This is a genomic window from Nocardia sp. NPDC006044 (genome assembly GCF_042871115.1).
In the GTDB taxonomy this organism is placed as follows: Bacteria; Actinomycetota; Actinomycetes; order Mycobacteriales; family Mycobacteriaceae; genus Nocardia.
On the sequence record NZ_JBIAID010000001.1, the window covers coordinates 689,711 to 710,750 of the forward strand.

The 21,040-nt window shown below is 65.3% G+C and carries 23 protein-coding genes; 1 reads left to right on the forward strand and 22 read right to left on the reverse strand.

Translation table 11 applies throughout. The annotated features are described in order from the left end of the window. Positions 1-263: 263 nt before the first annotated feature. From ACFYO1_RS03140 to ACFYO1_RS03180, 9 genes are all read right to left on the reverse strand, one after another. On the reverse strand, positions 264-638 hold the full coding sequence (locus ACFYO1_RS03140; protein WP_387226631.1) for a hypothetical protein: 375 nt from the start codon (positions 636-638) through the stop codon (positions 264-266). Positions 639-1,029: 391 nt separating this feature from the next. Continuing rightward, positions 1,030-2,574, reverse strand: a complete 1,545-nt coding sequence (locus tag ACFYO1_RS03145; protein WP_387226633.1) for a hypothetical protein — start codon at positions 2,572-2,574, stop codon at positions 1,030-1,032. Between the two features lie 340 nt (positions 2,575-2,914). Continuing rightward, positions 2,915-3,433, reverse strand: a complete 519-nt coding sequence (locus tag ACFYO1_RS03150; RefSeq protein ID WP_387226634.1) for a single-stranded DNA-binding protein — start codon at positions 3,431-3,433, stop codon at positions 2,915-2,917. Positions 3,434-3,705: 272 nt separating this feature from the next. Next, the gene (locus ACFYO1_RS03155; RefSeq protein ID WP_387226636.1) at positions 3,706-5,394 is read right to left on the reverse strand and encodes a ParB N-terminal domain-containing protein; all 1,689 of its coding nucleotides are present in this window, start codon (positions 5,392-5,394) and stop codon (positions 3,706-3,708) included. A 109-nt stretch (positions 5,395-5,503) separates the two neighbouring features. Next, positions 5,504-5,743, reverse strand: coding sequence for a hypothetical protein (locus tag ACFYO1_RS03160; RefSeq protein ID WP_387226638.1), 240 nt, complete (start codon positions 5,741-5,743; stop codon positions 5,504-5,506). 28 nt (positions 5,744-5,771) lie between these two features. Next, complete coding sequence (locus tag ACFYO1_RS03165; protein WP_387226640.1) at positions 5,772-6,293, reverse strand: hypothetical protein; 522 nt, start codon at positions 6,291-6,293, stop codon at positions 5,772-5,774. 178 nt (positions 6,294-6,471) lie between these two features. Further along, complete coding sequence (locus ACFYO1_RS03170) at positions 6,472-6,972, reverse strand: hypothetical protein (protein WP_387226643.1); 501 nt, start codon at positions 6,970-6,972, stop codon at positions 6,472-6,474. A 90-nt stretch (positions 6,973-7,062) separates the two neighbouring features. Continuing rightward, positions 7,063-7,968, reverse strand: coding sequence for a DNA-processing protein DprA (gene dprA, locus ACFYO1_RS03175; RefSeq protein WP_387226644.1), 906 nt, complete (start codon positions 7,966-7,968; stop codon positions 7,063-7,065). A 147-nt stretch (positions 7,969-8,115) separates the two neighbouring features. After that, positions 8,116-9,180: a DUF4192 domain-containing protein gene (locus ACFYO1_RS03180; RefSeq protein WP_387226646.1), complete on the reverse strand. Its 1,065-nt coding sequence runs from the start codon at positions 9,178-9,180 to the stop codon at positions 8,116-8,118. A gap of 1,488 nt (positions 9,181-10,668) precedes the next feature. Between ACFYO1_RS03180 and ACFYO1_RS03185 the strand changes: the two genes are divergently transcribed. Further along, positions 10,669-11,109 (forward strand): ADP-ribosyltransferase, encoded by a 441-nt coding sequence (locus ACFYO1_RS03185; protein WP_387231660.1) that lies wholly within the window; start codon positions 10,669-10,671, stop codon positions 11,107-11,109. A gap of 328 nt (positions 11,110-11,437) precedes the next feature. On the opposite strand, the gene ACFYO1_RS03190 is transcribed toward ACFYO1_RS03185, so the two are convergent. From ACFYO1_RS03190 to ACFYO1_RS03250, 13 genes are all read right to left on the reverse strand, one after another. Then, positions 11,438-12,334, reverse strand: a complete 897-nt coding sequence (locus ACFYO1_RS03190) for a bifunctional DNA primase/polymerase (RefSeq protein ID WP_387226647.1) — start codon at positions 12,332-12,334, stop codon at positions 11,438-11,440. Beyond that, on the reverse strand, positions 12,331-12,921 hold the full coding sequence (locus ACFYO1_RS03195) for a hypothetical protein (protein WP_387226649.1): 591 nt from the start codon (positions 12,919-12,921) through the stop codon (positions 12,331-12,333). Before ACFYO1_RS03195 ends, ACFYO1_RS03190 begins: the two co-directional genes overlap by 4 nt. Before the next feature lie 34 nt (positions 12,922-12,955). Continuing rightward, positions 12,956-13,453 (reverse strand): TIGR04338 family metallohydrolase, encoded by a 498-nt coding sequence (locus ACFYO1_RS03200; RefSeq protein ID WP_387226650.1) that lies wholly within the window; start codon positions 13,451-13,453, stop codon positions 12,956-12,958. Between the two features lie 34 nt (positions 13,454-13,487). Then, entirely contained in the window at positions 13,488-14,165 is a 678-nt protein-coding gene (locus ACFYO1_RS03205) for a hypothetical protein (RefSeq protein WP_387226652.1), read from the reverse strand. 255 nt (positions 14,166-14,420) lie between these two features. Then, positions 14,421-14,927 (reverse strand): hypothetical protein, encoded by a 507-nt coding sequence (locus tag ACFYO1_RS03210; protein ID WP_387226654.1) that lies wholly within the window; start codon positions 14,925-14,927, stop codon positions 14,421-14,423. A 46-nt stretch (positions 14,928-14,973) separates the two neighbouring features. Then, the gene (locus ACFYO1_RS03215) at positions 14,974-15,402 is read right to left on the reverse strand and encodes a hypothetical protein (protein ID WP_387226656.1); all 429 of its coding nucleotides are present in this window, start codon (positions 15,400-15,402) and stop codon (positions 14,974-14,976) included. Continuing rightward, positions 15,399-15,656: a hypothetical protein gene (locus tag ACFYO1_RS03220; protein WP_387226657.1), complete on the reverse strand. Its 258-nt coding sequence runs from the start codon at positions 15,654-15,656 to the stop codon at positions 15,399-15,401. Before ACFYO1_RS03220 ends, ACFYO1_RS03215 begins: the two co-directional genes overlap by 4 nt. Before the next feature lie 72 nt (positions 15,657-15,728). Further along, complete coding sequence (locus ACFYO1_RS03225) at positions 15,729-16,481, reverse strand: hypothetical protein (RefSeq protein ID WP_387226659.1); 753 nt, start codon at positions 16,479-16,481, stop codon at positions 15,729-15,731. Then, complete coding sequence (locus ACFYO1_RS03230; protein WP_387226661.1) at positions 16,469-17,692, reverse strand: hypothetical protein; 1,224 nt, start codon at positions 17,690-17,692, stop codon at positions 16,469-16,471. Before ACFYO1_RS03230 ends, ACFYO1_RS03225 begins: the two co-directional genes overlap by 13 nt. Positions 17,693-17,777: 85 nt before the next feature. Beyond that, positions 17,778-18,596: a class II glutamine amidotransferase gene (locus tag ACFYO1_RS03235; RefSeq protein ID WP_387226662.1), complete on the reverse strand. Its 819-nt coding sequence runs from the start codon at positions 18,594-18,596 to the stop codon at positions 17,778-17,780. Then, positions 18,584-19,552, reverse strand: a complete 969-nt coding sequence (locus ACFYO1_RS03240) for a hypothetical protein (protein WP_387226664.1) — start codon at positions 19,550-19,552, stop codon at positions 18,584-18,586. The genes ACFYO1_RS03235 and ACFYO1_RS03240 overlap by 13 nt, the downstream gene beginning before the upstream one ends. A gap of 509 nt (positions 19,553-20,061) precedes the next feature. Next, on the reverse strand, positions 20,062-20,412 hold the full coding sequence (locus ACFYO1_RS03245) for a hypothetical protein (RefSeq protein WP_387226665.1): 351 nt from the start codon (positions 20,410-20,412) through the stop codon (positions 20,062-20,064). 75 nt (positions 20,413-20,487) lie between these two features. Next, the gene (locus ACFYO1_RS03250; RefSeq protein ID WP_387226667.1) at positions 20,488-20,985 is read right to left on the reverse strand and encodes a 3'-5' exoribonuclease domain-containing protein; all 498 of its coding nucleotides are present in this window, start codon (positions 20,983-20,985) and stop codon (positions 20,488-20,490) included. Positions 20,986-21,040 lie beyond the last annotated feature (55 nt).

The window sequence follows — 21,040 nt, forward strand, 5'->3', positions numbered from 1 at the left end:
CGATAGTGTCAAATCCACCAAACCCGCTGGTCGTTATCGAATCGTTATCCTGGATGCAAGAGGTCTGCTTGCGAAAATGGGGAGAGGTGAGAGGTGGGTGAGGTGAGGGCAGCGGAGAGGGTTATGGAGATGCGGACTGAGCAGTGAGGAGAGTTCGATGGTGGGGTGGGCGGCGGGGCTGAGGAGGGTAGCGCGGGGTGGATGAGCCGGGACGGAGGTAGAGCTTCTGTCCCGGCTCAGCTCGGAGTCGGATGCAGGTCGGGTCATACGCGGGTGCGGATACGGTCCCAGCCGAAGTGCTGGCAGGCGTAGGCGCGGCGTCCGATGACGACGACGTCGCCGATCGAGAGTGATCGGAGGCCGAGGGCGGCCCAGTGGTGATCGAGATGGTCGTAGCCGGGGGCGGGGCAGTCGTTGATGGCGAGGAAGATGCTGTCGAGGATGACCCGGTCGGTGGTGGCGGGGGCGAGGGCAGGCATGCGGTGGCGGTACACGAGGGTGAGGGGATCGCCGGGGTGGTAGCCGCGTTCGAGCGAGCTGCGGTCCTGGTTGAGGTGGACGCTGATGCGCGGGCAGTGCGGTGCTCGGAGCGGGGGCGTGAGGCGAGCGATGATGCGGGTGAGTACGGACCGGGGCATGCGGTGCTCCTGAGTTGGGAGGAGGGGTTGGTGGCCGGTCCGCCGCAGGATGTCGTCACCACGGCGGACCGGGATCGGGGTCGTGCGTCGAAGTCCAGTCGGCGCTGGCTCGTCGGCGCTCGGCGATCAGAACGCCAGAGACCGGTTTGCTACGAGCGTCGATCCACATCGAACCGGCGCGGTCTGGGACAGCAGTGCTGGCAATGGGATTGACAGTGGGTCGGCACGACGGCGAACCAGACGACGAGGACGATCCAGGCCCAGTTTTCGGAAACGAAGTGGTTCATTCTGCGGTCTCCAATGAGTGCTGGACTGCGGGGGACTTGGGCAGCGACAGGGCCCGGTCCGCCGTGGCGTGACGCGGCCACGGCGAACCGGGATCGGGCGTTGTTCAGGCGGCGGTAGTGCCTCGGCGCTGGGCGATCTCGGCGCGACATGAGGTGCAGAGGCTGTCGGCGTGTACGACGCCGGGTGTGGTGCAGCGGTCGCAGCGACCGATTCGTTGTCCGGCTCCGAGGGCGGCGGGCTGTCGCCGCCGGGCGGGGGTGCGTGGGGCGGGGCGCGCGGTGATGGGCTGCTCGAGGTTCATCGCCATCCAGCGGGTGATGATGCGCCAGGTGAGCCCGGTGTTCGCGGCGGCGGCACGGATACGGTCGAGCAGAGCGCGAGCCTGCCGAGGATGGGTGGCCGCGATGTGCGCGCAGCGGGATTGGACGAACTCCTGCAATCCCCAGGGAGCGGGGAGCGGCGCGATGCCTGGGCGGCCGTCATCGCGGCAGTCGCGGCACAGGCCGTCGTCGCTGACCCGGTGACCGTCGACGAGGTGGACCACTCGAAGGTCGTTGTCGCAGCGGTCGATCCAGCAGCCGACACACGGCCAACCGTGGTACGGGTTCATCGCGGCGAGGTCATAATCCAGCCCCGAGCCCTGCCAGGTGTCCTCGGCAACATCGAGCTCGGTGTAGGGCAGGAACTCGTCGTAGTCGCTCGGCACCGCCAGGCCGGTCCGCTTGCGCGCGAAGTCCTTCTGGTCGGCGGGAGTGATCCGCTTGGCCAAGTTGGTCCAGCGACCGCGAGGACCTCGGCGGCGATCACCGCGCGTTGCGTCAGTGGTGTCCTCGCCCAGCAGGCTCTGAGCGGCGTCGTCGAGAGCGGCGTAGCGCCCCTGCCGTGCGCTGCCCGCGCGGATGACCGGTGAGGGAGGTGCGAGCAGATCGCGGTCGCGTTCGGTGTAGTTCTCGGAGACGTAGAGGAAATAGCTGCGATCCCACAGCGCGGCCTGGACGTGAGCCCACATCATGTGCGCGGGCTTGCGCGGGTTCGGTACCGGGGCAGCGAGATCGGTGTCGGTCTCGATCGCGAACATTCGATCAGCGGCATAGGCCGCGAACTGAATATCCTGCCGGCGTCGCCACGCGTGCACGTGGTGATCGTGAAGACCGCGCCGCCCGGCGGTATGGATCGGTCGGCGGGCCTGGCGGTGCGCGATCGCCTCCGGGGTGAAACGCGCGTCATCGGTGTCTCGCGAGGGTGTCGCGGTGAGGCGGTCAGAGCGGCGATACTCGCGGATGGAGCGTCGGACCCATTCGGCGGCCTCGATCGATACTTCGCTTGGGTCCGGCATCGCCGGGCGGTAGAGGTCGGGATTGCTCTCGGCGGTGAGGTGGATGACCATGTGGCGCACCTCGGGCCGGTTCTTGGCGATCCACCCCAGCTCGTGGGCCGCCTGGCGGAAGGGCTTGCGGGACAGGATCGTCGCGGCCTCCTCGAGGAAGGCACGCTCCTGCGGTGAAGCCAGGGTGAGCACGGCGGCGAACTGTTCACGCGCTCGATCCGGGTCGACCTCGAGCAGATACTCGATCTGGGCCAGGGCACTGGCGAACGGTGTCACGGCAGCCGGATCGGCAATTTCGGCAACGTATGTAGCAGCAGTCATCACGATTTCCTGTCTGTCCGAGAAATGGGCCAGCCCCGTGCCGGGCACGCGCGCATGGCACGAACCCCGACACGGGGCTGGGCGGCTGGTCGACTGACCGGCCTGAGTGCGACCGACCAGTGACAGACCCCGACGCGGCGGAGGGAACGCGCCGAGAGGGGCGGCAGCGAATTTCTGCGCAGGCAGCGGTGAACGGTGCTCGGCTGGTGCGCCGCGCCGAGAAATTCGGTGACGTCCGGGCGCGGGCCCGTAGCCGTGGCGGGGGCTGGCACTGGTAGCACTCGTCAGGCCGGGCAGTCGACCAGACGCTCAGCCCTCACCACACGCACAACCGCCGGGTTCAGAACCCTGGCTCGTCAGAGGGCGAGGCCCCGCCCCAACCGTTGCGTTCGCGCCACGGATCCTGACCCGTCTGGGTACCGACGCCTGCACCGACGAGTTGGCCGGAACGGTCCGGTGCCGCAGCAGGTTCCGTCGGAGATGTCGTGGATCGGGAAGAGACGCGGGTGATTTTGGCCGTGGCGTAGCGCAGCGTGGGACCGATCTCATCGACCTCGAGTTCGAGGCTGCTGCGCTTGTGGCCCTCAGCGTCGGTCCAGGAGCGTGGCTTGAGCCGACCTGAGACGAGTACCCGAGAACCGCGTGTCAGCGACTCGGAGACGTTCTCTGCAGCAGCGCGCCAGATGTTGCAGCGCATGAATAGCGCTGGGCCGTCCTTCCACTCGTTCGCGTTGCGGTCGAACACCCGTGGTGTCGAGGCGACGGTGAAATTCGCTACTGCCACACCTGCGGGGGTGAACCGGAGCTCTGGATCCGCGGTCAGGTTCCCGATCACGGTCAGTGGTGTATCTCCAGCCATGACTAGTTCTCCTTCGATAGGTGTTGACGTGCCATCGGAATCGGCCGCCAGCCATCTGGGCGTGATGGGCGTCGTTGTCGTGGAGAGGCGTGAAATCTCCGAAGGGTGTCGGGCGATACGAGCGCTCGGATCCGGGTGCCGACGCAGAGTCGAAGACAGATCCATCACAAGGAACTTCCGAGATGCCCGACCCCTGGCAGCGGTCGGCGCGCCACCTCGCTGGCAACGACGGTCGACACCAGCGAGGCGGTCCGTTGCCAGAACGGTGCGGGTCAGGCGGCGAGATCGATGTCGCGGTAGTCGATGTCGCCTGCGGCGGCCTGCTCGACGTCGGAGAGGGTGTAGTCGAGTCCGGCGGCGGCCTCGGCCAGGAAGTGCAGATACCGTTCGGTGTCGGCGGTGTGGTTGCGCCACAACGACTTATCGAGGCCGTTCTCGTGCTTGGCGATGATCATCGCGGTGACGATGACCCACGCGCGTGCCGGCGTCGCGGCCCGGATGGCCTTGATCAACGCGTCACGGGTGCCGCCCACTCCGAGCAGGTGCAGGGTTTTGCCCAGATCGTTCATGCCGAGGCGGTTCGCCATGGACTCGGCGACATATCGGGACGCCGCGGTGTGCGGGGTGCGGCGGCTGAGGAAGTTGAGCAGCACGCCGTCGCGCCGTTCGGCGGCCGCGACTCCTCGGATGTTGAGTTGTTCGACTCGCGCCCGCATCTGACGGGCCTCCGCACGAGCGGCTGCGGCCTGCCTGGTCGCTTCGGCGTTCGCTTCGGCGCGGGTCTGCGCGTCATCTTCGTCATCGGAAGGATCGACTGGGGCGGCGGTGACCGGCAGGACCCGGAAACCGCTGTCGGGCAGCTGATCGGCGGGCAGGTAGCAGAACGGCACCCACCGGTCACGATGCTCGACCAGATCGGCGTGGAGCAATCCCGGCGCCGCGGCGGCATCGGGGTTGTCCTGGGTGTCCCAGTCCACCGCCTCGGGCTCCACGATCGCGCCGGTGTTCTTCTCGACCAGTTGCCCGTTCTCCTCGCGGTGCAGATACACCACCCACCGGGCGGGGTCGGTGTTGACCAGCTCCGCGGTGACCGGTTCGTCGTCGGCGGTCACCAGGAGTTCGGCCGGAACGAACTGCGCGTCAGGACTGCTCGTGTCGGGCTCGGTCGTGAGGATGCCGAACCCATACGCGCCATAGGGCAATGCGGCTTTCAGATAGGCGCGTTCGGCGGCGCGCTCGGCCAGGATGAGTTCGACCTCGTGCGCGAACTTCGAACGGGTGCTCTTGTTGAGCCGTTCCACGGCCTCGGTATCGCCGAGGGCTTCGTAGTGACCGATCACCGCGAGTTGATCGAAGCTGAACTGATCGGTCTCCAGCAACGCCTTCGCGGTCGGAGACGCCCCGATCTTCGCATTGGCCTTCACAGTCTCGCGGGAGGTTTGCAACGCCTTCGCGACACGGGGCACGCTCGCGCCGAGGTCAAGGGCCAGCGCAATGCCACCGGCATAGTCGGCATCGGTCAGCGGGATCCGGCGCTCGTTGAAGTTGATCTGATCGAAAACCCGCTCGATACGACGCTCGTTCTCGCTGAGCCCGACCGGCGCGGCGACGATGAACACCGGAACCCTCTTCATCTCGAGCGCGAGCGCGATGAGGAGGCGGACCTGGCCGTCCACGGCGTGCACCGAGCCGTCGGCCTCACGGATCGCGTTGATCGGGTCCTTGACCCCGCGTTCCTTGATCGAGGCGACCTGGAGAGGATGGTCCTCGATCCGGAAGCTCTCGCGGACGTTCTCATCGATCACCAGCTCGGCCGGCTCCATCCACGCCGCCTCGATCACGGGCAGATCAGCGGGGGGATCATTCGCGTCGGGTGGATCGCTGACGGGGCCGGTGCCGACGTCTGTGGCGGTATCTCGGTCGAGTACTGCTGTGGCGGTGCCGGTTTCGGTGTCAGACATTGCTACTCCTTGGAAGACAGACGGCGGGGCAGCCCGCCGATGAAGGTGGGCTGCCCCGCCGAAAATGGCAGTGCCGAATACGACCCGGGATCGCGCCCAGGGTTGGATGTCAGGCCGCGGGGGTGGTGGTGGCGCGTCGTGCGGCGACGTTGATCGGGTGCAGCCGCAACACCTCGCCCTCGTCGGGGGACAGCGTCCAGTACTTGCCACGCCAGTCCGGCCGTTGCGTGCGCCAGCGTTGCAGCACGGCGGTGTCCTCGATGTCGGTGCTCGGCCCTGCGGTGGCGTGGTACTGCCGTTGCAGGTACTGCTCGCGGGTGAGGGTCTCGACAGCAGCGATCTCAGACATGGCTATGTCCTCCTTCGGTCGGCGGGGGTCATGAACTTTCGATGCAGGTGAAGGCAAGTTCTTCGAAGCCTGCGGGGACGGTGTCGGCAACAGTGATGTGGTCGCGCGCCCATATACCGACCACTTGGTCGCACTCACGGAAGTCACCCATGCCGAGACCGCAGCCTTCGGCAGTCAGCACGACGAGGGGATGAACCCGGTCGCCGCGGTCGTTGCCCGGGACCGTGGTCTTGTCGACGTAGCGGCGTTGGTCGTGGTTGAGGATGTAGCGGCCAACCGGAGTCGTCGGCTGGTGCTGGTCCACGTCGAAGAGTTGTGGTGCCTTGCTGCGGGCGAGGAAGTAGATGTTGTCGCTGGAGTTCGGCTCCGGATCGGCGTAGTCACCGGCCCACACGACGCGGGTCGGTTCGATGAGCAAACGCTCGATGCCGGTGACGAAGGGGACGCCGATCCACCCTTGTTCGCACATCTTCGTACCCTTGGTGTGGACGTATCCGGTGACGGTGTCGGATCCGGTGGCGAGAAATACTGGATTGAAATACTGAGCCATGATCTCGGGATTCCTTTCTTGGATGTGTTGAGGGACTGCGCACGACATACCTGCGCCTGTGCGATGGCGGCTGTCGGGTCCGGGCAGCGATCAAGCTGCTCGGATCGTGAGTTGTTGATCGATCCAGGAGCCGGTTGGCAGTCGTCGTCGGTGGTTCGCGAGAGGCGATTCGCCCGGGCTACGACGGGAGTGGGTAGGTGTAGGTGAAGAGCAGTTCTTCGAAGCCGCCGGGAACGGTGTCGGCGACGGAGATGCGCTCGCGTGCCCAGTCGCCGACTGGGTCGGTGTCCTCGTACCAGCCTTCGGCGGTCAGGACGACGAGAGGATGGACGTGGCACTGGGGGTTGTTGGCCGCGTTCTTGTCGACGTAGCGACGTTGGTCGTGGTTGAGCAGATAGCGGCCGACCGGTTCCTGATCGAGATGGGGCAGACGGGGAGCATCCATTGCCCGCCCATGCAGGTTGGTCGGGTCGAGGTGATCGGGTTCAGGGGCGGCGGTCTCGCCGGCCCAGACCACGCGGACCGGTTGGGTGAGCAACCGCTCGACCGATTCGACTGGCCGGGCGCAGTAGTAGCCGAACATCCCGGACTCGCTCATCTTGAGGACTCCGCTGAACATCGTGCCGAGAATCTCATCGCAGTCCGGTGCGAGGAACATCGCCTCGAAGTACTGCCCCATGACCGAGGACTCCTTTCATCGATGATGCACACGAGCGCGAATCTCATGTCGTCGTGGCTCCGGTCGGTTCCGCATCCACGGGCGGCCCGATCAGGCTGAGGAGCCGCCGGTGAGGTCAGTGGGCGGGGTGAGGCTGGCGAGGATCTGGGCGGAACTGGTGACCGGTTTGGCTTCGCCGTCGCGGATCATGGCGTGGCAGCCCGCGGAGGTCGGGGAGCGGCGTGGGCCCGGCACGGCGAACACGGGGCGGGCGAGTTTCATCGCCCATCGCACGGTGTTTCGTGTCCCGCGACGCAGCCCGGACTCGGGGATGACCACCGCACGCGACAGGGTGGCGACAAGGCGATTGCGGGCGAGGAATTGACTCCCGGCCGCTGGTGTTCCAGGCGGGTACTCGCTGAGCAGCAATCCGCTGGTGGCGATTTCGGCGAACAACTCCGTGTGCGCGTGCGGATAGAGGTGATCGAGTCCGCTCGCCAGGACCGCGATCGTGGTCCCGCCGTGGGCCAGGACGGCGCGATGAGCCTCGGCATCGATACCGAAGGCTCCACCGCTGATGACGGTCCATCCGCGGTCGGTGAGTTCGCCGGCGATATCGGCGCTCACTCGGCGGCCGTAGTAGGTGGCGGCGCGAGCACCGACGATGCCGATGGTGTTGTGGGCGGACAGTGCCACCCGGCCGCTGCCCTGGGTCCACAGCGCTATCGGTGCGGTGGTGTCGAGGTGGTCGGCGTCGAGGTCGGCAAGACGGCGTGCGGGCCAGCAAGGATCGTCCGGGGTCATCAGGTATCCGTCGCTCGCCGCGCTGCGGTCCAGGTCGCGGCGGACGGCATCGCGCAGATCTCCGCGAATTTCGATGAGGGTGCCGCGGGTGGTGAGCATGTGCGCGGCCTGCTCGGGCCCGACCTGGCTGATCAACGACCGGACCTGGGACGGTGCGGTCAACGCCGCGCGGGCAAGGACGGCCCACATCAGTTGCCGCTCATCCGAGATCACCGCCTCACCACCGCGGCGTGAAGGACAACTGAATGACGCTGGGGTACAGGTGTATTCATAGGGGCTCCTGGATCGGAAGGTCATGGACAAGGACCGTGCGGGCGTGGATCTGCGAAATCGGATCTGTGCGGCCGACGGTGCGCGTGGTCAGTCGAGGTGGATACCGAGTTCGGTGGCGGTGTCATATCCACGCCGGAACAGGGCGCGGATGTTTTCCGGCGGCACGGAACAGGTGAGGGCGGTGGAGAGTGTCACCGCGGCGGAATTGGTGGGCTCGTCGGTGAGCGCGATGTCGATGGCGGTGGTGGCCAGTGCGGTGTCGCCATGGGTGTAGGCGGTGACCGCGAGCAGCATCGCGGCCTGCGTGCGCTCGGGTGCGGGCAATGCCCGGACCAGTTGGGTCCACATCGGCAGGCATGCGGCGCCGCGCGGACCGGTCGCCAGCGCGTACAGGCAGGTGCGAATCCTCTCCTCACCCAGGATGATCGCTACCCGAGCCAGATCCCGCGCAGCCAGCGCCGGACCCGTGTCGGAGACATGGATCCGGGTGAGAACGAATCGCAGTTGCTCACGGTGACGCGCGATCGAATCGCCCTCCTCGCTGTCGGCGGCGGGGATTTCTGTGCTGTCGGCGCGGATATCGGCCAGCTGTGTTCGGACCTGGCCGGTGAGGTCAGGGTCGGGTTCGAGGTATTCGGGCAGCGCCCTGATGGGCGGGAGGGGTTGCGTGGCAGCCGGATCAAGGCTGGCGGTGGTGCCGGCGGGCAGGGTTCCGGTGTCACCGTCGAGCAGGCTGGTCCACGGCTGCCCAGCGGTGATGTCGCTGAGGATCCAAGCGTCGAGCAGGCCGGTGCCGACCTCACGCAACCGGTCACCGAGCACGCGCACCAGCTCGCAGTGGGATTCGCGCGGCACCGGCCGGTTCGGGCGCAGGTCGTCGATGATGACGACCGCGATCAAGTCGAGCTGGTAGTGCTGGCAGAATCGCAGCGCCTGGGCCAGGATCGGTGTGGTCGCGAGGTAGTCGTCGGCCAGCCGGTCACCATCGGTCAAGTAGAGGTCGGGGGCGATCGCCATCCCGCAGCGAATGTAGGTCTCGGGCCAGCACCCGAGCAGATGAATCCCCGCCAACACCACCGACCGTGCACGCGGCCGGGGAACCGCGGCGATGAGCGCAGCGATGAAGGTGTCAGGGTTCTCGATCGAGGGCATGAAGCCTCCTGGGCCAGAATAGGATTGAGGTAAACGCCGCCCTCCGGCCACACGAACAGCACACACCGGCGCACCAAGAGCCGGGGCGGGGATCGGGTGTCGTGAGATCGGGGCGGCGGAGACCGCCGAAGGTGGGCGCGGTCACAAGCCCATCGCCTGCCGGTAGGCGAGCGTGAAATCGACACCCCTGACCGAGGATCATCGGCGCGTCGCCGTCGGCACTGCGGTACCGACACAGCAACCACGGCTCCCGCGCGCGGGTCGCATTCGCCAATTCGCTGCCATCGCAGGCGTTGGTCGCGAGCAGAAACCCATCGGGCGTAGACGCCCGGATCGCGGTGTTCGAGATACCGCGCCAGGAGGTTCGACCGAGTCGTGACCACGCTCGTTTGGCTGACTCGTCGCGAACCCAGATCTTGGTAGCGTTGAGGACGAATCTGAAGAAAGGCTCTCCCGATCGTGCTCGTACGTTTGCATGTGAAAATTCTTGTCCTCGACGAACGGCTGTGCCTTGTATGAAATCCAGTTGGTGATGCTGGCTTGCCACTACCCGAGCACACCTGTGCAAGCTGCCAGATCCGAGGGGTTGTTGCCTGCCACCAGTTCTTCATATGCCTGGAATCGCGCCACGAATGCGCTCACGAATCTCTGGTCTAGGTCGCGTACTGGCGGCGCGGCCGAATCTAGACCCGGCGTTCCCGATCACGGTCTGGATCATGCTCGGGAGATCGCGGCCCAATTCTTGTTCGGGATTACCGCAGTGATACGCGGGCCGCTTTCCCTGGCTGGCAACGTGGCAGTGATAAAAGACCCTCGTTCCGGACTATAAACTCAATGGATCGTTCATGGATCAGAGAATTTAGGCAAATATCTTTGAGATTGGGAGACACTATTGAGATGTATGCGCGGACGAATCGGGCTATAATACATGGGCACTCCTTCGAAATTCAGCAGGTCGTCGGCAAAACAAAGCGGCTTGATGAGCGTTGTGTAACACCTTTTATGGACCTTTCTGAACTGGATGATTTAAGAATGGGAAATGTCAGAAGATTCCCTGGTGCAAGCGGTGGAGTGGATCGACGACCCGGGCTGAAGTCGAGTGGAATTCGTAGATTTGCATCCGATCGGGAAGGTGAGGAATATGGCGACAGATTTTTGCTGAACAGATTCCGTAATCTTTCGCCGGCGTGTAGAAATCAGGTACTCAGGTATACAAACCTCTCTCATCCATTCAATCTAATCTTGCGGCCGGATGGAATTATTGACCGCTTTGTGCTAGAGCGGAAGCTCGCCCAATTCTACGGAGATATTGGAAGCGGGTGGGAACTATACAAGCTGGTAAATGGCACGATTCCCGAGTTGTCGGATGTATGGCAGGCGGCGGAGCGTAAGGATCTGAACCCGATCCAGCGCAGTCTCGTGCGAAGTATATGTGAATCACCAGACCCGTACCGCGAGCTGCAGTCTACGATTAGGATGCGCTCTGGCATGCGCGGTAAGTTCACCTACGCATTTGGACGATGGCCCACATGGCAGGAGGTCGAAGAGCGGATTAATCTTATGGACGAGGCATTGAATAGTCCGATTCCCGAGGGGTTGGAGATCTTACGAAGTCTGGCAGACTCGAATTTTATGCAGAAAGGCGCAAGCCCGTTCGAGCTGGTCGGAACAAGATGGCGTGAACCAGGATATACATCCGGATCTCTGGGGAGGAACCCCACGGGTCCTCCGATAATTAAAGCCGGCGCTCATCTGCATCTTACTGTTCCGGAAGGAACTAAGGGGTTGTATGTCGGCCGGGCAAGCGTGTTTCCCGATCAGCGCGAGATAATCTTACAACGGGGGCTCGCATATGAGTTTACCAGTGTAAGGCAAGAAGGGCGGAGTTTACATCTCTATGCCAAGATCGTGGAGTCGGCGAGCGGTTAGAATACGTTCCTATAACGGAGGGGACTCTGCTGGGTTGTGCGAGCTGGAGGATGGGTTGGGAGTGGTGCTACTTGAGGAGTATCAATCGTTCTGTTGACGGTTAAGTGAGGCGGGGCAGGACCTGCTTGGGGTCTGTTTCCTGTTCGCCGATGGCAGCGGGAGGGTGACGGCACCGAATGACCGTGCTGAACACGCTGATGCCACCGTTCCCGCATACGGAGGCGTTCAACCCAGCGCGCAGCCGGTCGCGCACGACGGTGAGGGTGTCGAACTCGAATCTAATAGCGGTCGTTGACGAGCATGTATCGCACGGTCGGTACCTCCTTGGTCAGGGCTGCCCGGAGGCGGTAAGTACGGCGCGTTGGGCGGCGTAGGTCAAGCCGTCGGTGATGGTGCGTGCGGCTTCGTCGCTGGTGAAGTCGTCGATCCCGACATGGACGGCGGCAGCATGGAGCAAGACGGACTGGGCGTGGGTGTAGTCGAGCAGTCCCGCGCCGACAAGACGGCCGAGGCTGTTGGCGGCCAGCAGAACCGCGCGATGGCGGGTGCCGGTGTGGGCGTGTCGGATACGGGCGCATTGATTCGCTACCGCGGCCTCGACATAGGCATCGCGATGATGCACGGCGGTGTCGGTGTGTGGCCGAAGCGGTGGCGGTGGGGTGAGAAGTTCGGTGAGCCACGCCGGCAGGGGAATTGGCGCGCGATCATCGAGTAGCTGGTAGTCGCCGTGGGGCAGTACCGATCCGGCGGCGACGACGTAGCCGCCGTTGCCCCGGCTGTCGATGTGAGGTCCGAGCCGGGCGATCGTGTTGCGCAGCAATGGTGTTGGTGGTGCGCGGTAGTACAGGTGCAGGCCTGTCGACGGGGTCTGCACCGCGTGGGTCGGGATGGGGAGTGGCTGGTGGTTCTGGGCAGCGAGCTGGGCCAGGACGTGGCCGCCATCGGGATCGAGCGAGGACAGGCGCGGGCCACGGTGGCCGAGGTGGGTATCGAGGTCGAGCACGTGCACGCCTGATGGCCCGCATGCGACGGCGATATTGTCGTGAGGGCGTCTGCGCCACCATCGGCGGATGCGGTCCAGGTCGCCGGTGGCTTTGTCTTCCCACTTCTTGAACACCGGAACCTTGGTGTGTGGGGCGAGGGGAAAGACGTGAAAGCCGCGTTCTGCGTGGGTGATTGCCGCATCGAGTAAGTTCGGCGCGGGTGCCGGGAGGCCGCTCGTCATTTCGGCCGGCTGTCATCGGTGCGGCGGGCGGCAATGAACTGCGCGAGTTCGAGCGCGTATGCGCTCGCCACGGAGAGTGTGAATTCGGTTGGCCCGCTATACAGCACGCGGACGTCACCGTGAATGCCGTCGTCGTATTCGCCGAAATCGATATGGTCGTCTCCGCGGAGTCGGGCCGGTGTCAGTGCCTCGCACAGGGCATCGCGAGTCGCTCGTTGTCGGGCCTGCTGGCGGGCGTGGGCTCGCGCGCGGGTCCGGCACAAGCCGAGAGTGGTCGTGTAGTCGGGCAGCAGTCGCCGAGTGATCTCGGCAGCGACCTCGGCGGCCGATCTGTGTGACGCGACGGTGATGCGGTCGTGGCCTTCACCGGAATTGAGGTGGGAGCCCAGTTCGCCGTAGTCGGCGCTGATGTGTAATCGGCCGTGATCGGTGCGCCGGTGCGAGTCGTCGCCGTCGAGGATGGTGAGGGTCTCGGTGTCGGGGCCGTGCAGCAGCACGTGGGCGCGGATCATGTAGCCACGCTCGGCGCGCCAGCCGGCTCCGAGTTCCTCGGCGATCCGATGGGCCGTTTCGAGCAGGGTCGTCATCCCTCTCCTCTCTGGATGAGTCAGGTGTCGCCGGCTAGCGGCAGCGCACACCGGTGTCGGCGAGGTAGGCGCGCAGCAGGCCCGCGGTCTGAGGACTCATTACGTGATGGATGAGATCGCTGTAGACACGGCAGAATTCGGGTCCATGCCCAGGGGCGCGGGGCGGCTGCAGATGGTGGGCCAGCTCGTGCAGCAACAGCAGTTCCCGCACGGCGCGCGGGTCGTGCATGGATATCGCGATGGTCGCGGTGGCGGGCTCGTAGTGGCCGTGAGCGCGGGCACGGACCGTGAGCGGGAGTCCTGCTCGGCCGTAGCGGTGGCGTACCGGACGCAAAGCCAGGACGCGATCGAGATAGGCGGCTACCGCGTCGATGTCGGGCAGACGCTTTTCCACCGGCAGGCATATCGGCGTGCCGGATAGCTCGACGATGCGCTCGCCAGTGCGGTCGGCGTCATCGAGCAGGTTCCACAACCGTTGTTCGGCGCGATAGACCCGGCTGCGGTGAAGGTCGCGCCGCGCCAGCCGGGTCATGCTGGTGCACCTGGGGCGAGGTGACTGCTGGCGGTCACTGGAGGTCCTCGCCGTAGCCGAAGATCTTTCGTACGGCGATGATCACGGCGAGTGGATCCGTGGACTGTTCACCGCCGGGCCCGGCGGCACGGATTCGGCGCAGCCTGCGCAACTGCACCTCACGCAGATCGACTCCGGTGATCGGTTGTGTTGTGTCGTTGCCGTGGTCGGTGACGATGGTGTAGTCCGAGAGCGGAAGCCATCCCTCGTACCAGGCTTCGGCGGGCTGGCTGGCGAGATGGGGTGGTACTTCGGTGACGCGCGTCCAGATCCGGCACGCACAGCGTGTGTCGCCGCATGGGCTGAGGTGGCGGTCGGGGTCAGGGTGGTAGCGGTTGATGCGGCCGGCCAGGACCGGGCAGGCCGAAGCGGAGTAGTGTGCGCATTCGGGGTGCATCCCGGGTTCTACTGCGATACCTCGCGTGTAGTCGGCCGGCCGCAGATATACGACGACCCAGTCGAGCAACGGCTGCCCGCAGATCTGACATAGCTTTTGCCGCCAAACCCGCCGCTGGGCCGGGGCGTGGACCTTGCCCCAGACCGGGCGGGTCCGGTCGTGATGGGTGAGCGTGATGTAGGGGACGACCAGGTCGCCCGAGCGGTGTGCGTCGGCCAAGCGGTCAGGAATCGGCGGGCGCGTGGCACCCGTCGGCGGGAGTACGGAGTCGGTCATGCTCACCTCGGATTATGTTGGGGCGAAGCGGGTTCGGGGTATGTGGTGGGCAAACAGATGGGTCGGTGCGGGGTGCGGCCGACAAGGTGATGCGGGCGGAACGGTCTGTGATTCCCGCGCAGTGGATGCGAACCTCGATCTCGGCGAAAACCGCACCTGGACAAACTGGTTCGGCTTGCCAGGGCCCGAAGTGTTCCTCGTCGAGGACGGGAAGGTTCGCCTCGATCCACGCCAGCAGGTCCGTGCCGGTGCCGATCATGGTGGTGGCCAACGAGTTCCGGACTGCGGGTCGTGGTCGCGCAGATCGACCACGGTGGGTACGCCGGGCACAAGCGTGGTCACCGAACGGGGGAGCACGCCTTGGCGGCCTCCGGCACGCCATCGCCCCTCGGCGATGACGCAGCGGTGGTCGTGGTCGAGGGTGGTGGGAGCGAGATACCAGCTGATCCCACTCGGCGGGGGACCGAAAGTATCGTCCTGCCATTCGATTCGACTGGTTCCGTCGGCGTCGGTGATGACGACTTGGGTCGCGTGCTCCACCCGCACCAGCGCCATCACGGCACCGTGCTCGGCGTACGCCTGGGCCAACTCCAGTCCCGGAAACACGGTGAGGACGGTCGCCGCGCCGGGCTCGGTGGCGAAGGCCGCGTGATATCCGGCGATCACGACGTGCTCGATGGTGCGGCCGGCATCGATGAGGTCGCGTTCGTAGCCCGGATCCGGACGGATGCGCGCCACGTAGCGGGTCAACTCAGTGTTCATTGCTGATCCTTGGGTACCGGTGGGATGGTGGCGTGCTGGTCTTGCGTCAGCTCCTTTCAGAGATGGATCGGGGCAGTTGCTGCACGGATTCGATGAACGCCAGCGGGAGCAGGAATCCGAGCTTGTCGTTGTCGTAGTGCAGGACGGTGTGGTGGCGGTGTACGGCTTTGACGTGCACGCCGTCATGGCGGAACCCGCCGCGGGTGAGGACGGCGGCGCGGGCGTGGCAGTGCTGGAGCCGGTGCAGTTCGGCACCGAGAAGTTCGATCACCGGATCGAGCTCGGCGTCCGCGTCGTCCGGATGGTCTGCGTGGTCGATGGCGGCCAGGCGGCTGGTGAGAAGTTTGCGCGGATTGTCTGCGGCATCGTCGGTGGCGCAGTCGATGAACCAGTAGTCGATGGACTTGAGCACCCGGCGCAGAAACTCGGACTCGGATTCGGTCGCGGCATGTGGGGGCACCCACGAGCTGGTCATCGCCGTGCCCCCCACCGCGGGAGCCAGCGGGTTCGGCCACGGGCCGGCCGGGGGCGCGAGCGCCCGGTCAACGCTGCGGCGAGTTCATCGGCAGCATCCGGGGCCAGGTCGGTGTAGTGCCGGCCACTGTGCGCGCTGTCATGTTCGTGGATGAGCAGCCGGACCTGGCGGCCGTCGGTGCTGAGGATGACCGGCTGGTCAGCGATATCGCGAAGCCGGGCCAGGATGCTGGGGAGGTTCAGGTTCTGTGTCATTGCCGTGCAATGCCTTCCATCGGTCGGGACGAGCCGGCCACCGCAACTCGGCGTTCGCGGTGGGTGGAGGGTTCAGGCGGATTCGAGGTCGAACAGGTCGGCGTAGCGCTCCTGGCCATGCAGGGCGGGGCAATCGCAGTGGGGATAGATGGCCGAGCAGTCGGCGCAGTAGCCGCAAAAACGGCAGTGCGGGCCGAGGGGGTCCTCGTTGACGGTGCCGCAGTGTTCGCAGAAATCCCACTCGTCACCGCTGGCCCACATCGCGTGCAGATAGGAGTGGTTGGAGTACCAGCTGCCCTGCTCCCAGTGGCCGTGGCGTTCGTTGAAGATGTAGGCCTGGTGGCGGTAGGAGGGGTCGACGGTGAGCAGCACCATTTTGTCGGTGCGCAGCCAGCGTTCCAAGTGGTCCCGTCCGGCCCATGAGTCCAGGGATCCGAAGGGCTGGCGCGGCAGCAAGTCCTCGGCGGCGATGCGGGTGTCCGAGCGTGGATCGGCCGGTCCGGGGTGTACTTCGTCGGGCAGGATCCCGTTGTGCGCGAGGACTGTTCGGGCGTCGCCGCCGACGAGGAAGGGGTGACAGTTCTCCACCGCCGCCACGCCGTGGGTGGCCAGGCGGGAATGAAACAGTGCCGGTCCGTCGGGGAATCGTTCACGCACAGCGGCGAATTCGGCGATGACCGCGTCGGGGTCCATGTCCCGGCCGACGGTGATGGTGTCACCGGTGATGATTGCGTACCCGTGCCCGTGCGGGTTGGCGAGCGCGCCGCCGTGCAGGGCGTCGAGGTCGGGGTCGACGCCGGGTTTGACGAAGGTCAGGATGCACATGCGAGGTCCTCCAGTTCGGCGAGAAGCGGTGAATATTCCGGTCGCCCGCGCAGCCAGGTGGTGAACGCCGTCCATTCCCAGCCGCGGTAGCGCGCGATATCGGCAGGGGTGAGGCTGCGGGTGTATTCGACCGACCCCGCGGCGAAGGCCAGCGCGGCTTGGACCTGTTGGGGTTGCAGGGAACTGGCGAAGATCCGCAGCTCGAAGGTGTCGGGCGGTCGCACGTTTACGGCCTCGTAACGGTTGGCGTGCCGGTCACCGTTGGCGTAATGGATCACACTCGAGCGCGCGTCAGGGGAGAACACCGCCCAGGTCGAGGACCGCCGCGCCAACGTCGTGACGGGAATTTCGTTGCGGTAGATGAACTTCAACCAGCGATAGATGTGGGCGGGGGAGCTGAATCCGTCGCGGGAGAGGTGGACATGGATACCGACGTCGGTGTCGGTGTAGCAACCCAGCAGCCGCAACCGGCGCAGCAGCGGCCACGGGAACCGGGTACGTGCGTACTCGTGGCTCATCGGGTGGGTCACCAACTCGAATCCGCACGGGCGGATCGAGCCGTCTTCTTTGAGATACGCCAGCTCGCCGAGGTGGTCTACCGCGGTATCGACGGCGTCCTCGAATCGACGTTCCGGGGTTTTGATTTCCAGTTCCAACCCCAGGAACAACGGACCCTCGCCATGGAATCGAGGACAGGGTTTGTAGTCATAGCGGTGAACCGCGTCATGTTCGACGGGAGAACAGCCTTCGCAGTAGGTCTCGTCGTAGGCGATGAGGGTGAAGCACTCGGCGCACTCGTGATAGTTGTCATCGAGGCAGACGCGGCACACGTCGTTGCCGCCCTCGACGCGGAACGTTTCCGTGGTGGAATGGCCGCACTCGTCGCAGCTGGCATAGGCATCGGCGCAGGCGCCGCAGATGCTGCGGTCATGGCGTGCGTGGCGGTCATCGATGAGGACGCGGCTATCGCGGGTGTAGCCCGTGCAGTCGGTGCACTGGGTCCATCCAGATACGCACTGCGCACACAGGACGGTGGCGTCGGTGGTGCGATGGACCTCGTGGGTGATCTCCTCGCACTCAGCGCAGACCGCGATGGTGGGTGCGCAGTCCGGGCACAACGAATCGCCGGCGGCCGTCGCGGTCACGGTGGTGTCGGTGACCGGGTGTGAACAGTGCGAGCACAACAGGTCGACCACAGTGGATGTGGGCATGACACAACGCCTTTCGACAGAACGAAAGAACCCCGTGCGCGGCGTGAGTGGCTGCACAGGGGGTTCTGTGGGCGAATGAGCGGGTTCAGCTAGTGCTGGCTCGGGAGCGGGATGAGTGATGGGTCACCGAGGTGAGGGCGCGATGTGGCTGCACCGGGTGGCGATCACGGAGCAGGGCACGCGCGATGGAGGAACGATCGGGGCATTCACAGTCGGGGAAGACACCTTCGCAGTCGAAGCACCACCCGCATTTGTCGCAGTAACGACTCGTACGATCGGCGTTGAGGTCTTCGCAGTACCAGCACATGAGCTGGCGCGAGCGGTGCGGCCACCGCGCGGCAAGAGGGCGGTAGCTGGTGTTGGAGTACCAGACGCCGTTGTCCCATCGACCGGCGCGTTCACCGAAGAGATAAGCGCTGTGCCGGTAGGCCGGATCAACCGTGAGGATGACGAGTTTGCTGGTGCCCAGCCACGACGCGAGCCCGCGTGCACCGCGGCGGGTGTCGATCGACCCGAACGGCGCCCCCGGCAGATAATCCTCGGCGGCGATGCGGGTATCCGAGCGCGGGTCGTAGGGGCCCGGATGGACCCGTTTGGGCAGGACACCGTTGTGCGCCAACACTGTTCGCCGATCGCCGCCGAGGGTGAAGGGGTGGCAGTTCTCTAGACTGCGGACCCCGTGGGTGGCGAAGCGGGAATGAAACAGCGCCGCTCGCTCCGGATGTCGGGCCCGGACTGCGGTGAACTGATTGATGGCTGTCTCGGCATTCATGCTGTGCCCGACGATGATGTGGCCCTCGGCGAGGACGGCGAAGCCGTGGCCGTGCGGGTTGGTGGCGGCGCCGATCGACAGGGCTTGAGGGTCGGGAGCGATGCTGGCGGGGAAATAGGTCAGCAGGCACATGCGAGTTCCTCCATCTCCGCCCACAGCGGCTGATATTGAGGCTGGGTGCGCACCCACTCGGCGAAGCGCGGCCATTCCCACGCGCCCGCCCGCACAGCGGCCACATCCAGGGCGCGGGTGTAGTCGACAGAAGCAGCGGTGAACGCCAACGCCGCTTGGACCTGCTGGACGTCCAGCGAGCTGGCGAACACCCGCAATTCGAGGGTTTTGCGGGGGTAGGGGTTGATCGCCTGATACCGATCCAGCCCGAGGGCATACAGGTGGCCCTTGGCGGTGTCTTTGACCCGGGCCCTTGCGACCCGGTCGAACGGCGCGAAATGCGAACGGCGGCGCGCGAGGGTCGAGACCGCGGGCTCGTTGCGATAGAGCAGCTTCATCCACCGATAAACGTGGGCGGGGGAGTCGAAGCCGTCGCGACTGACGTGCACATGCAACCCGACGCTGGTATCGGTTTCACACCCGAGCTCGCCGAGGTCGCCCAGCAGCCGCCACGGGAACTCCTCGATGGCGTGTCGATAGGACATGGGATGGGTGACGATCTCGAACCCGTTGGGCTGGATCGAGGAATCCTGCTTCAGATAGCCCAGCGTGCCGAGCTGGTCACAGGCTACGCGCACGCACCGGTGGTAGTAGTGGTCGGGGACCACGACTTCGAGTTCCATACCCAGATACAGCGGGCCCTCACCGTGGAAGCGGGGATCGGGTTTGTAGGTGTAGTTCCACACGTGGGCCGGGCGGTCGCAGGTATCGCAGTGACCGCCGTCGCGCACGAGGGTGTCGCAGTCGATGCAGGTGGAGTAGTTCTGGGCGCAGCGGGCACACACGCGCGTTCCGCCGGAAACGTAACGGCTGTTCGCGCTGAACCGGCTGCATCGCCCGCACAAATCGAAGAACGCCCCGGCGCAGCGCCCGCACAGCGACTCATCGGTGTCGGTGCGCAAGTGCGGGCTGGTCAAGAGCCGACACGACGAGCAGCCACTCCAACCGCTCGTGCAGCGACCGCACAGCAGATGCCCTTCAGCGGTCGTGCGGAGAGACAGGGCAGGCGCCAAACAGCTATCGCAGCGCGCCATTCGGGGCAAGCACCGAGCGCAGACCGGCTGCGCCTCGACCACATGCCCGTGGTCCAAATCAGCGGAGGCACACAAGACACACAACCGTGGCGACAGAATGGGAGCAGACATGGCGGGATCACCTTCCAGAACCAAACAACGCCAGGTCCGGCGCGAATACGCGCGGGCTTGGCGTTGGCGGGGGTGGGGTCACGGACGACAGCAATCGGCTTGCCGGTGGCGCGCAGGTCCGCGGGTGCGGCATCGCTACGAGCGAGCAGGATCATGCCTTGATGTTCAGGGCGGTCTCGTTCCTCGTGGCGGTGCGGATCCGCGTCGGGAGTCGTTGCTGCGGTGCAGGTTTGGGCGCATCATTCGTTACTACGTGGAGATGCGCGTATGGGTGAGGGCACTCAGGGCGCGATGAGTTGCTCAGGGAAGGCAACGGAGCTGTGGGAGCCGGTTTTGAGAGCGTTGACCTGGTCTGCGGTGAGTGCGGCGGCGATGTGGAGTTGCTCAGCGAGAGAATCGCTTTCGATGCGGCCGAGGTAACCGCCTTCGTAATGCAGGCCGACAGTCCAGTGGATGTCGTCATGGTGTTCCATCTCGCCGTTGGACACCCACACAGTCAGGCCGTTGGATAGTTCGCCGCCTATCCCGTGGAAGCCACCGCCGGAGGACCCGACCTGTGCCGGGCTGACGGTGTAGCTCGACACGAGCGCCAGTTCGGCGCGGTACTTGCGCGTGAGTTCACGAATGCACATGGCGAATCCCTTTCGCTCGGGCCGTGAACGGGGGAAAGCTGTGGGGGAAGATTGAGACGCTCACACGGGGCGCGGCTATCGGGAGTCGGCGTCAGCGAGGGCAATGAGCGTCTGGTGGCGTAGCCGTGTGTGGCGGGCATCGTGGAGTGCGTGGTGCAAACCGGCGAGTTGTTCCGGGAGTTCGGGGTCACCGAGGCGTCGCTGTTCTTGCCGTACGTCGTTGGTCCACTGCGGCATCCAATGCGGGAAGTCGAGCATCGCGCCGAACAGTTGCGCGAGGACGATGTGGTCGTAGGCGGCTTTCCAACCCCACAACTCTGGGACAGCATCTCCGGGCTCAGCGGGGCGCAGGAAGTGCTCGATCTGGGTGCGGATGAGATGGCGTGGCGTGCGATGATCCCCGAGGTGGGGCACGACGTTGCAGGTCAGCCACGGGTGTTGCGCGATTCGATCCCATGGTGCGTCGGCGTTGACCGCGTAGTATTCGCGTCCGTCCTCGGCGACGATTCCAATCGAGATCAGCTCGATCGTGGCGCCGTTCTCGAGGAACTCGGTGTCATACCAGTACTTCATGAGACTCCCTTCCAGGTGTGTAAGTCACTGGGCAGCAACCAATTAACGCTTCGCC

Excerpts from the sequence above, each read along its gene's own strand:
- ACFYO1_RS03140 (WP_387226631.1), bottom strand. The coding sequence starts at position 638 with ATGCCCCGGTCCGTACTCACCCGCATCATCGCTCGCCTCACGCCCCCG.
- ACFYO1_RS03145 (WP_387226633.1), bottom strand. The coding sequence starts at position 2,574 with ATGACTGCTGCTACATACGTTGCCGAAATTGCCGATCCGGCTGCCGTG.
- ACFYO1_RS03150 (WP_387226634.1), bottom strand. The coding sequence starts at position 3,433 with ATGGCTGGAGATACACCACTGACCGTGATCGGGAACCTGACCGCGGAT.
- ACFYO1_RS03155 (WP_387226636.1), bottom strand. The coding sequence starts at position 5,394 with ATGTCTGACACCGAAACCGGCACCGCCACAGCAGTACTCGACCGAGAT.
- ACFYO1_RS03160 (WP_387226638.1), bottom strand. The coding sequence starts at position 5,743 with ATGTCTGAGATCGCTGCTGTCGAGACCCTCACCCGCGAGCAGTACCTG.
- ACFYO1_RS03165 (WP_387226640.1), bottom strand. The coding sequence starts at position 6,293 with ATGGCTCAGTATTTCAATCCAGTATTTCTCGCCACCGGATCCGACACC.
- ACFYO1_RS03170 (WP_387226643.1), bottom strand. The coding sequence starts at position 6,972 with ATGGGGCAGTACTTCGAGGCGATGTTCCTCGCACCGGACTGCGATGAG.
- ACFYO1_RS03180 (WP_387226646.1), bottom strand. The coding sequence starts at position 9,180 with ATGCCCTCGATCGAGAACCCTGACACCTTCATCGCTGCGCTCATCGCC.
- ACFYO1_RS03185 (WP_387231660.1), top strand. The coding sequence starts at position 10,669 with ATGCGCGGTAAGTTCACCTACGCATTTGGACGATGGCCCACATGGCAG.
- ACFYO1_RS03190 (WP_387226647.1), bottom strand. The coding sequence starts at position 12,334 with ATGACGAGCGGCCTCCCGGCACCCGCGCCGAACTTACTCGATGCGGCA.
- ACFYO1_RS03195 (WP_387226649.1), bottom strand. The coding sequence starts at position 12,921 with ATGACGACCCTGCTCGAAACGGCCCATCGGATCGCCGAGGAACTCGGA.
- ACFYO1_RS03200 (WP_387226650.1), bottom strand. The coding sequence starts at position 13,453 with ATGACCCGGCTGGCGCGGCGCGACCTTCACCGCAGCCGGGTCTATCGC.
- ACFYO1_RS03205 (WP_387226652.1), bottom strand. The coding sequence starts at position 14,165 with ATGACCGACTCCGTACTCCCGCCGACGGGTGCCACGCGCCCGCCGATT.
- ACFYO1_RS03210 (WP_387226654.1), bottom strand. The coding sequence starts at position 14,927 with ATGAACACTGAGTTGACCCGCTACGTGGCGCGCATCCGTCCGGATCCG.
- ACFYO1_RS03215 (WP_387226656.1), bottom strand. The coding sequence starts at position 15,402 with ATGACCAGCTCGTGGGTGCCCCCACATGCCGCGACCGAATCCGAGTCC.
- ACFYO1_RS03220 (WP_387226657.1), bottom strand. The coding sequence starts at position 15,656 with ATGACACAGAACCTGAACCTCCCCAGCATCCTGGCCCGGCTTCGCGAT.
- ACFYO1_RS03225 (WP_387226659.1), bottom strand. The coding sequence starts at position 16,481 with ATGTGCATCCTGACCTTCGTCAAACCCGGCGTCGACCCCGACCTCGAC.
- ACFYO1_RS03230 (WP_387226661.1), bottom strand. The coding sequence starts at position 17,692 with ATGCCCACATCCACTGTGGTCGACCTGTTGTGCTCGCACTGTTCACAC.
- ACFYO1_RS03235 (WP_387226662.1), bottom strand. The coding sequence starts at position 18,596 with ATGTGCCTGCTGACCTATTTCCCCGCCAGCATCGCTCCCGACCCTCAA.
- ACFYO1_RS03245 (WP_387226665.1), bottom strand. The coding sequence starts at position 20,412 with ATGTGCATTCGTGAACTCACGCGCAAGTACCGCGCCGAACTGGCGCTC.
- ACFYO1_RS03250 (WP_387226667.1), bottom strand. The coding sequence starts at position 20,985 with ATGAAGTACTGGTATGACACCGAGTTCCTCGAGAACGGCGCCACGATC.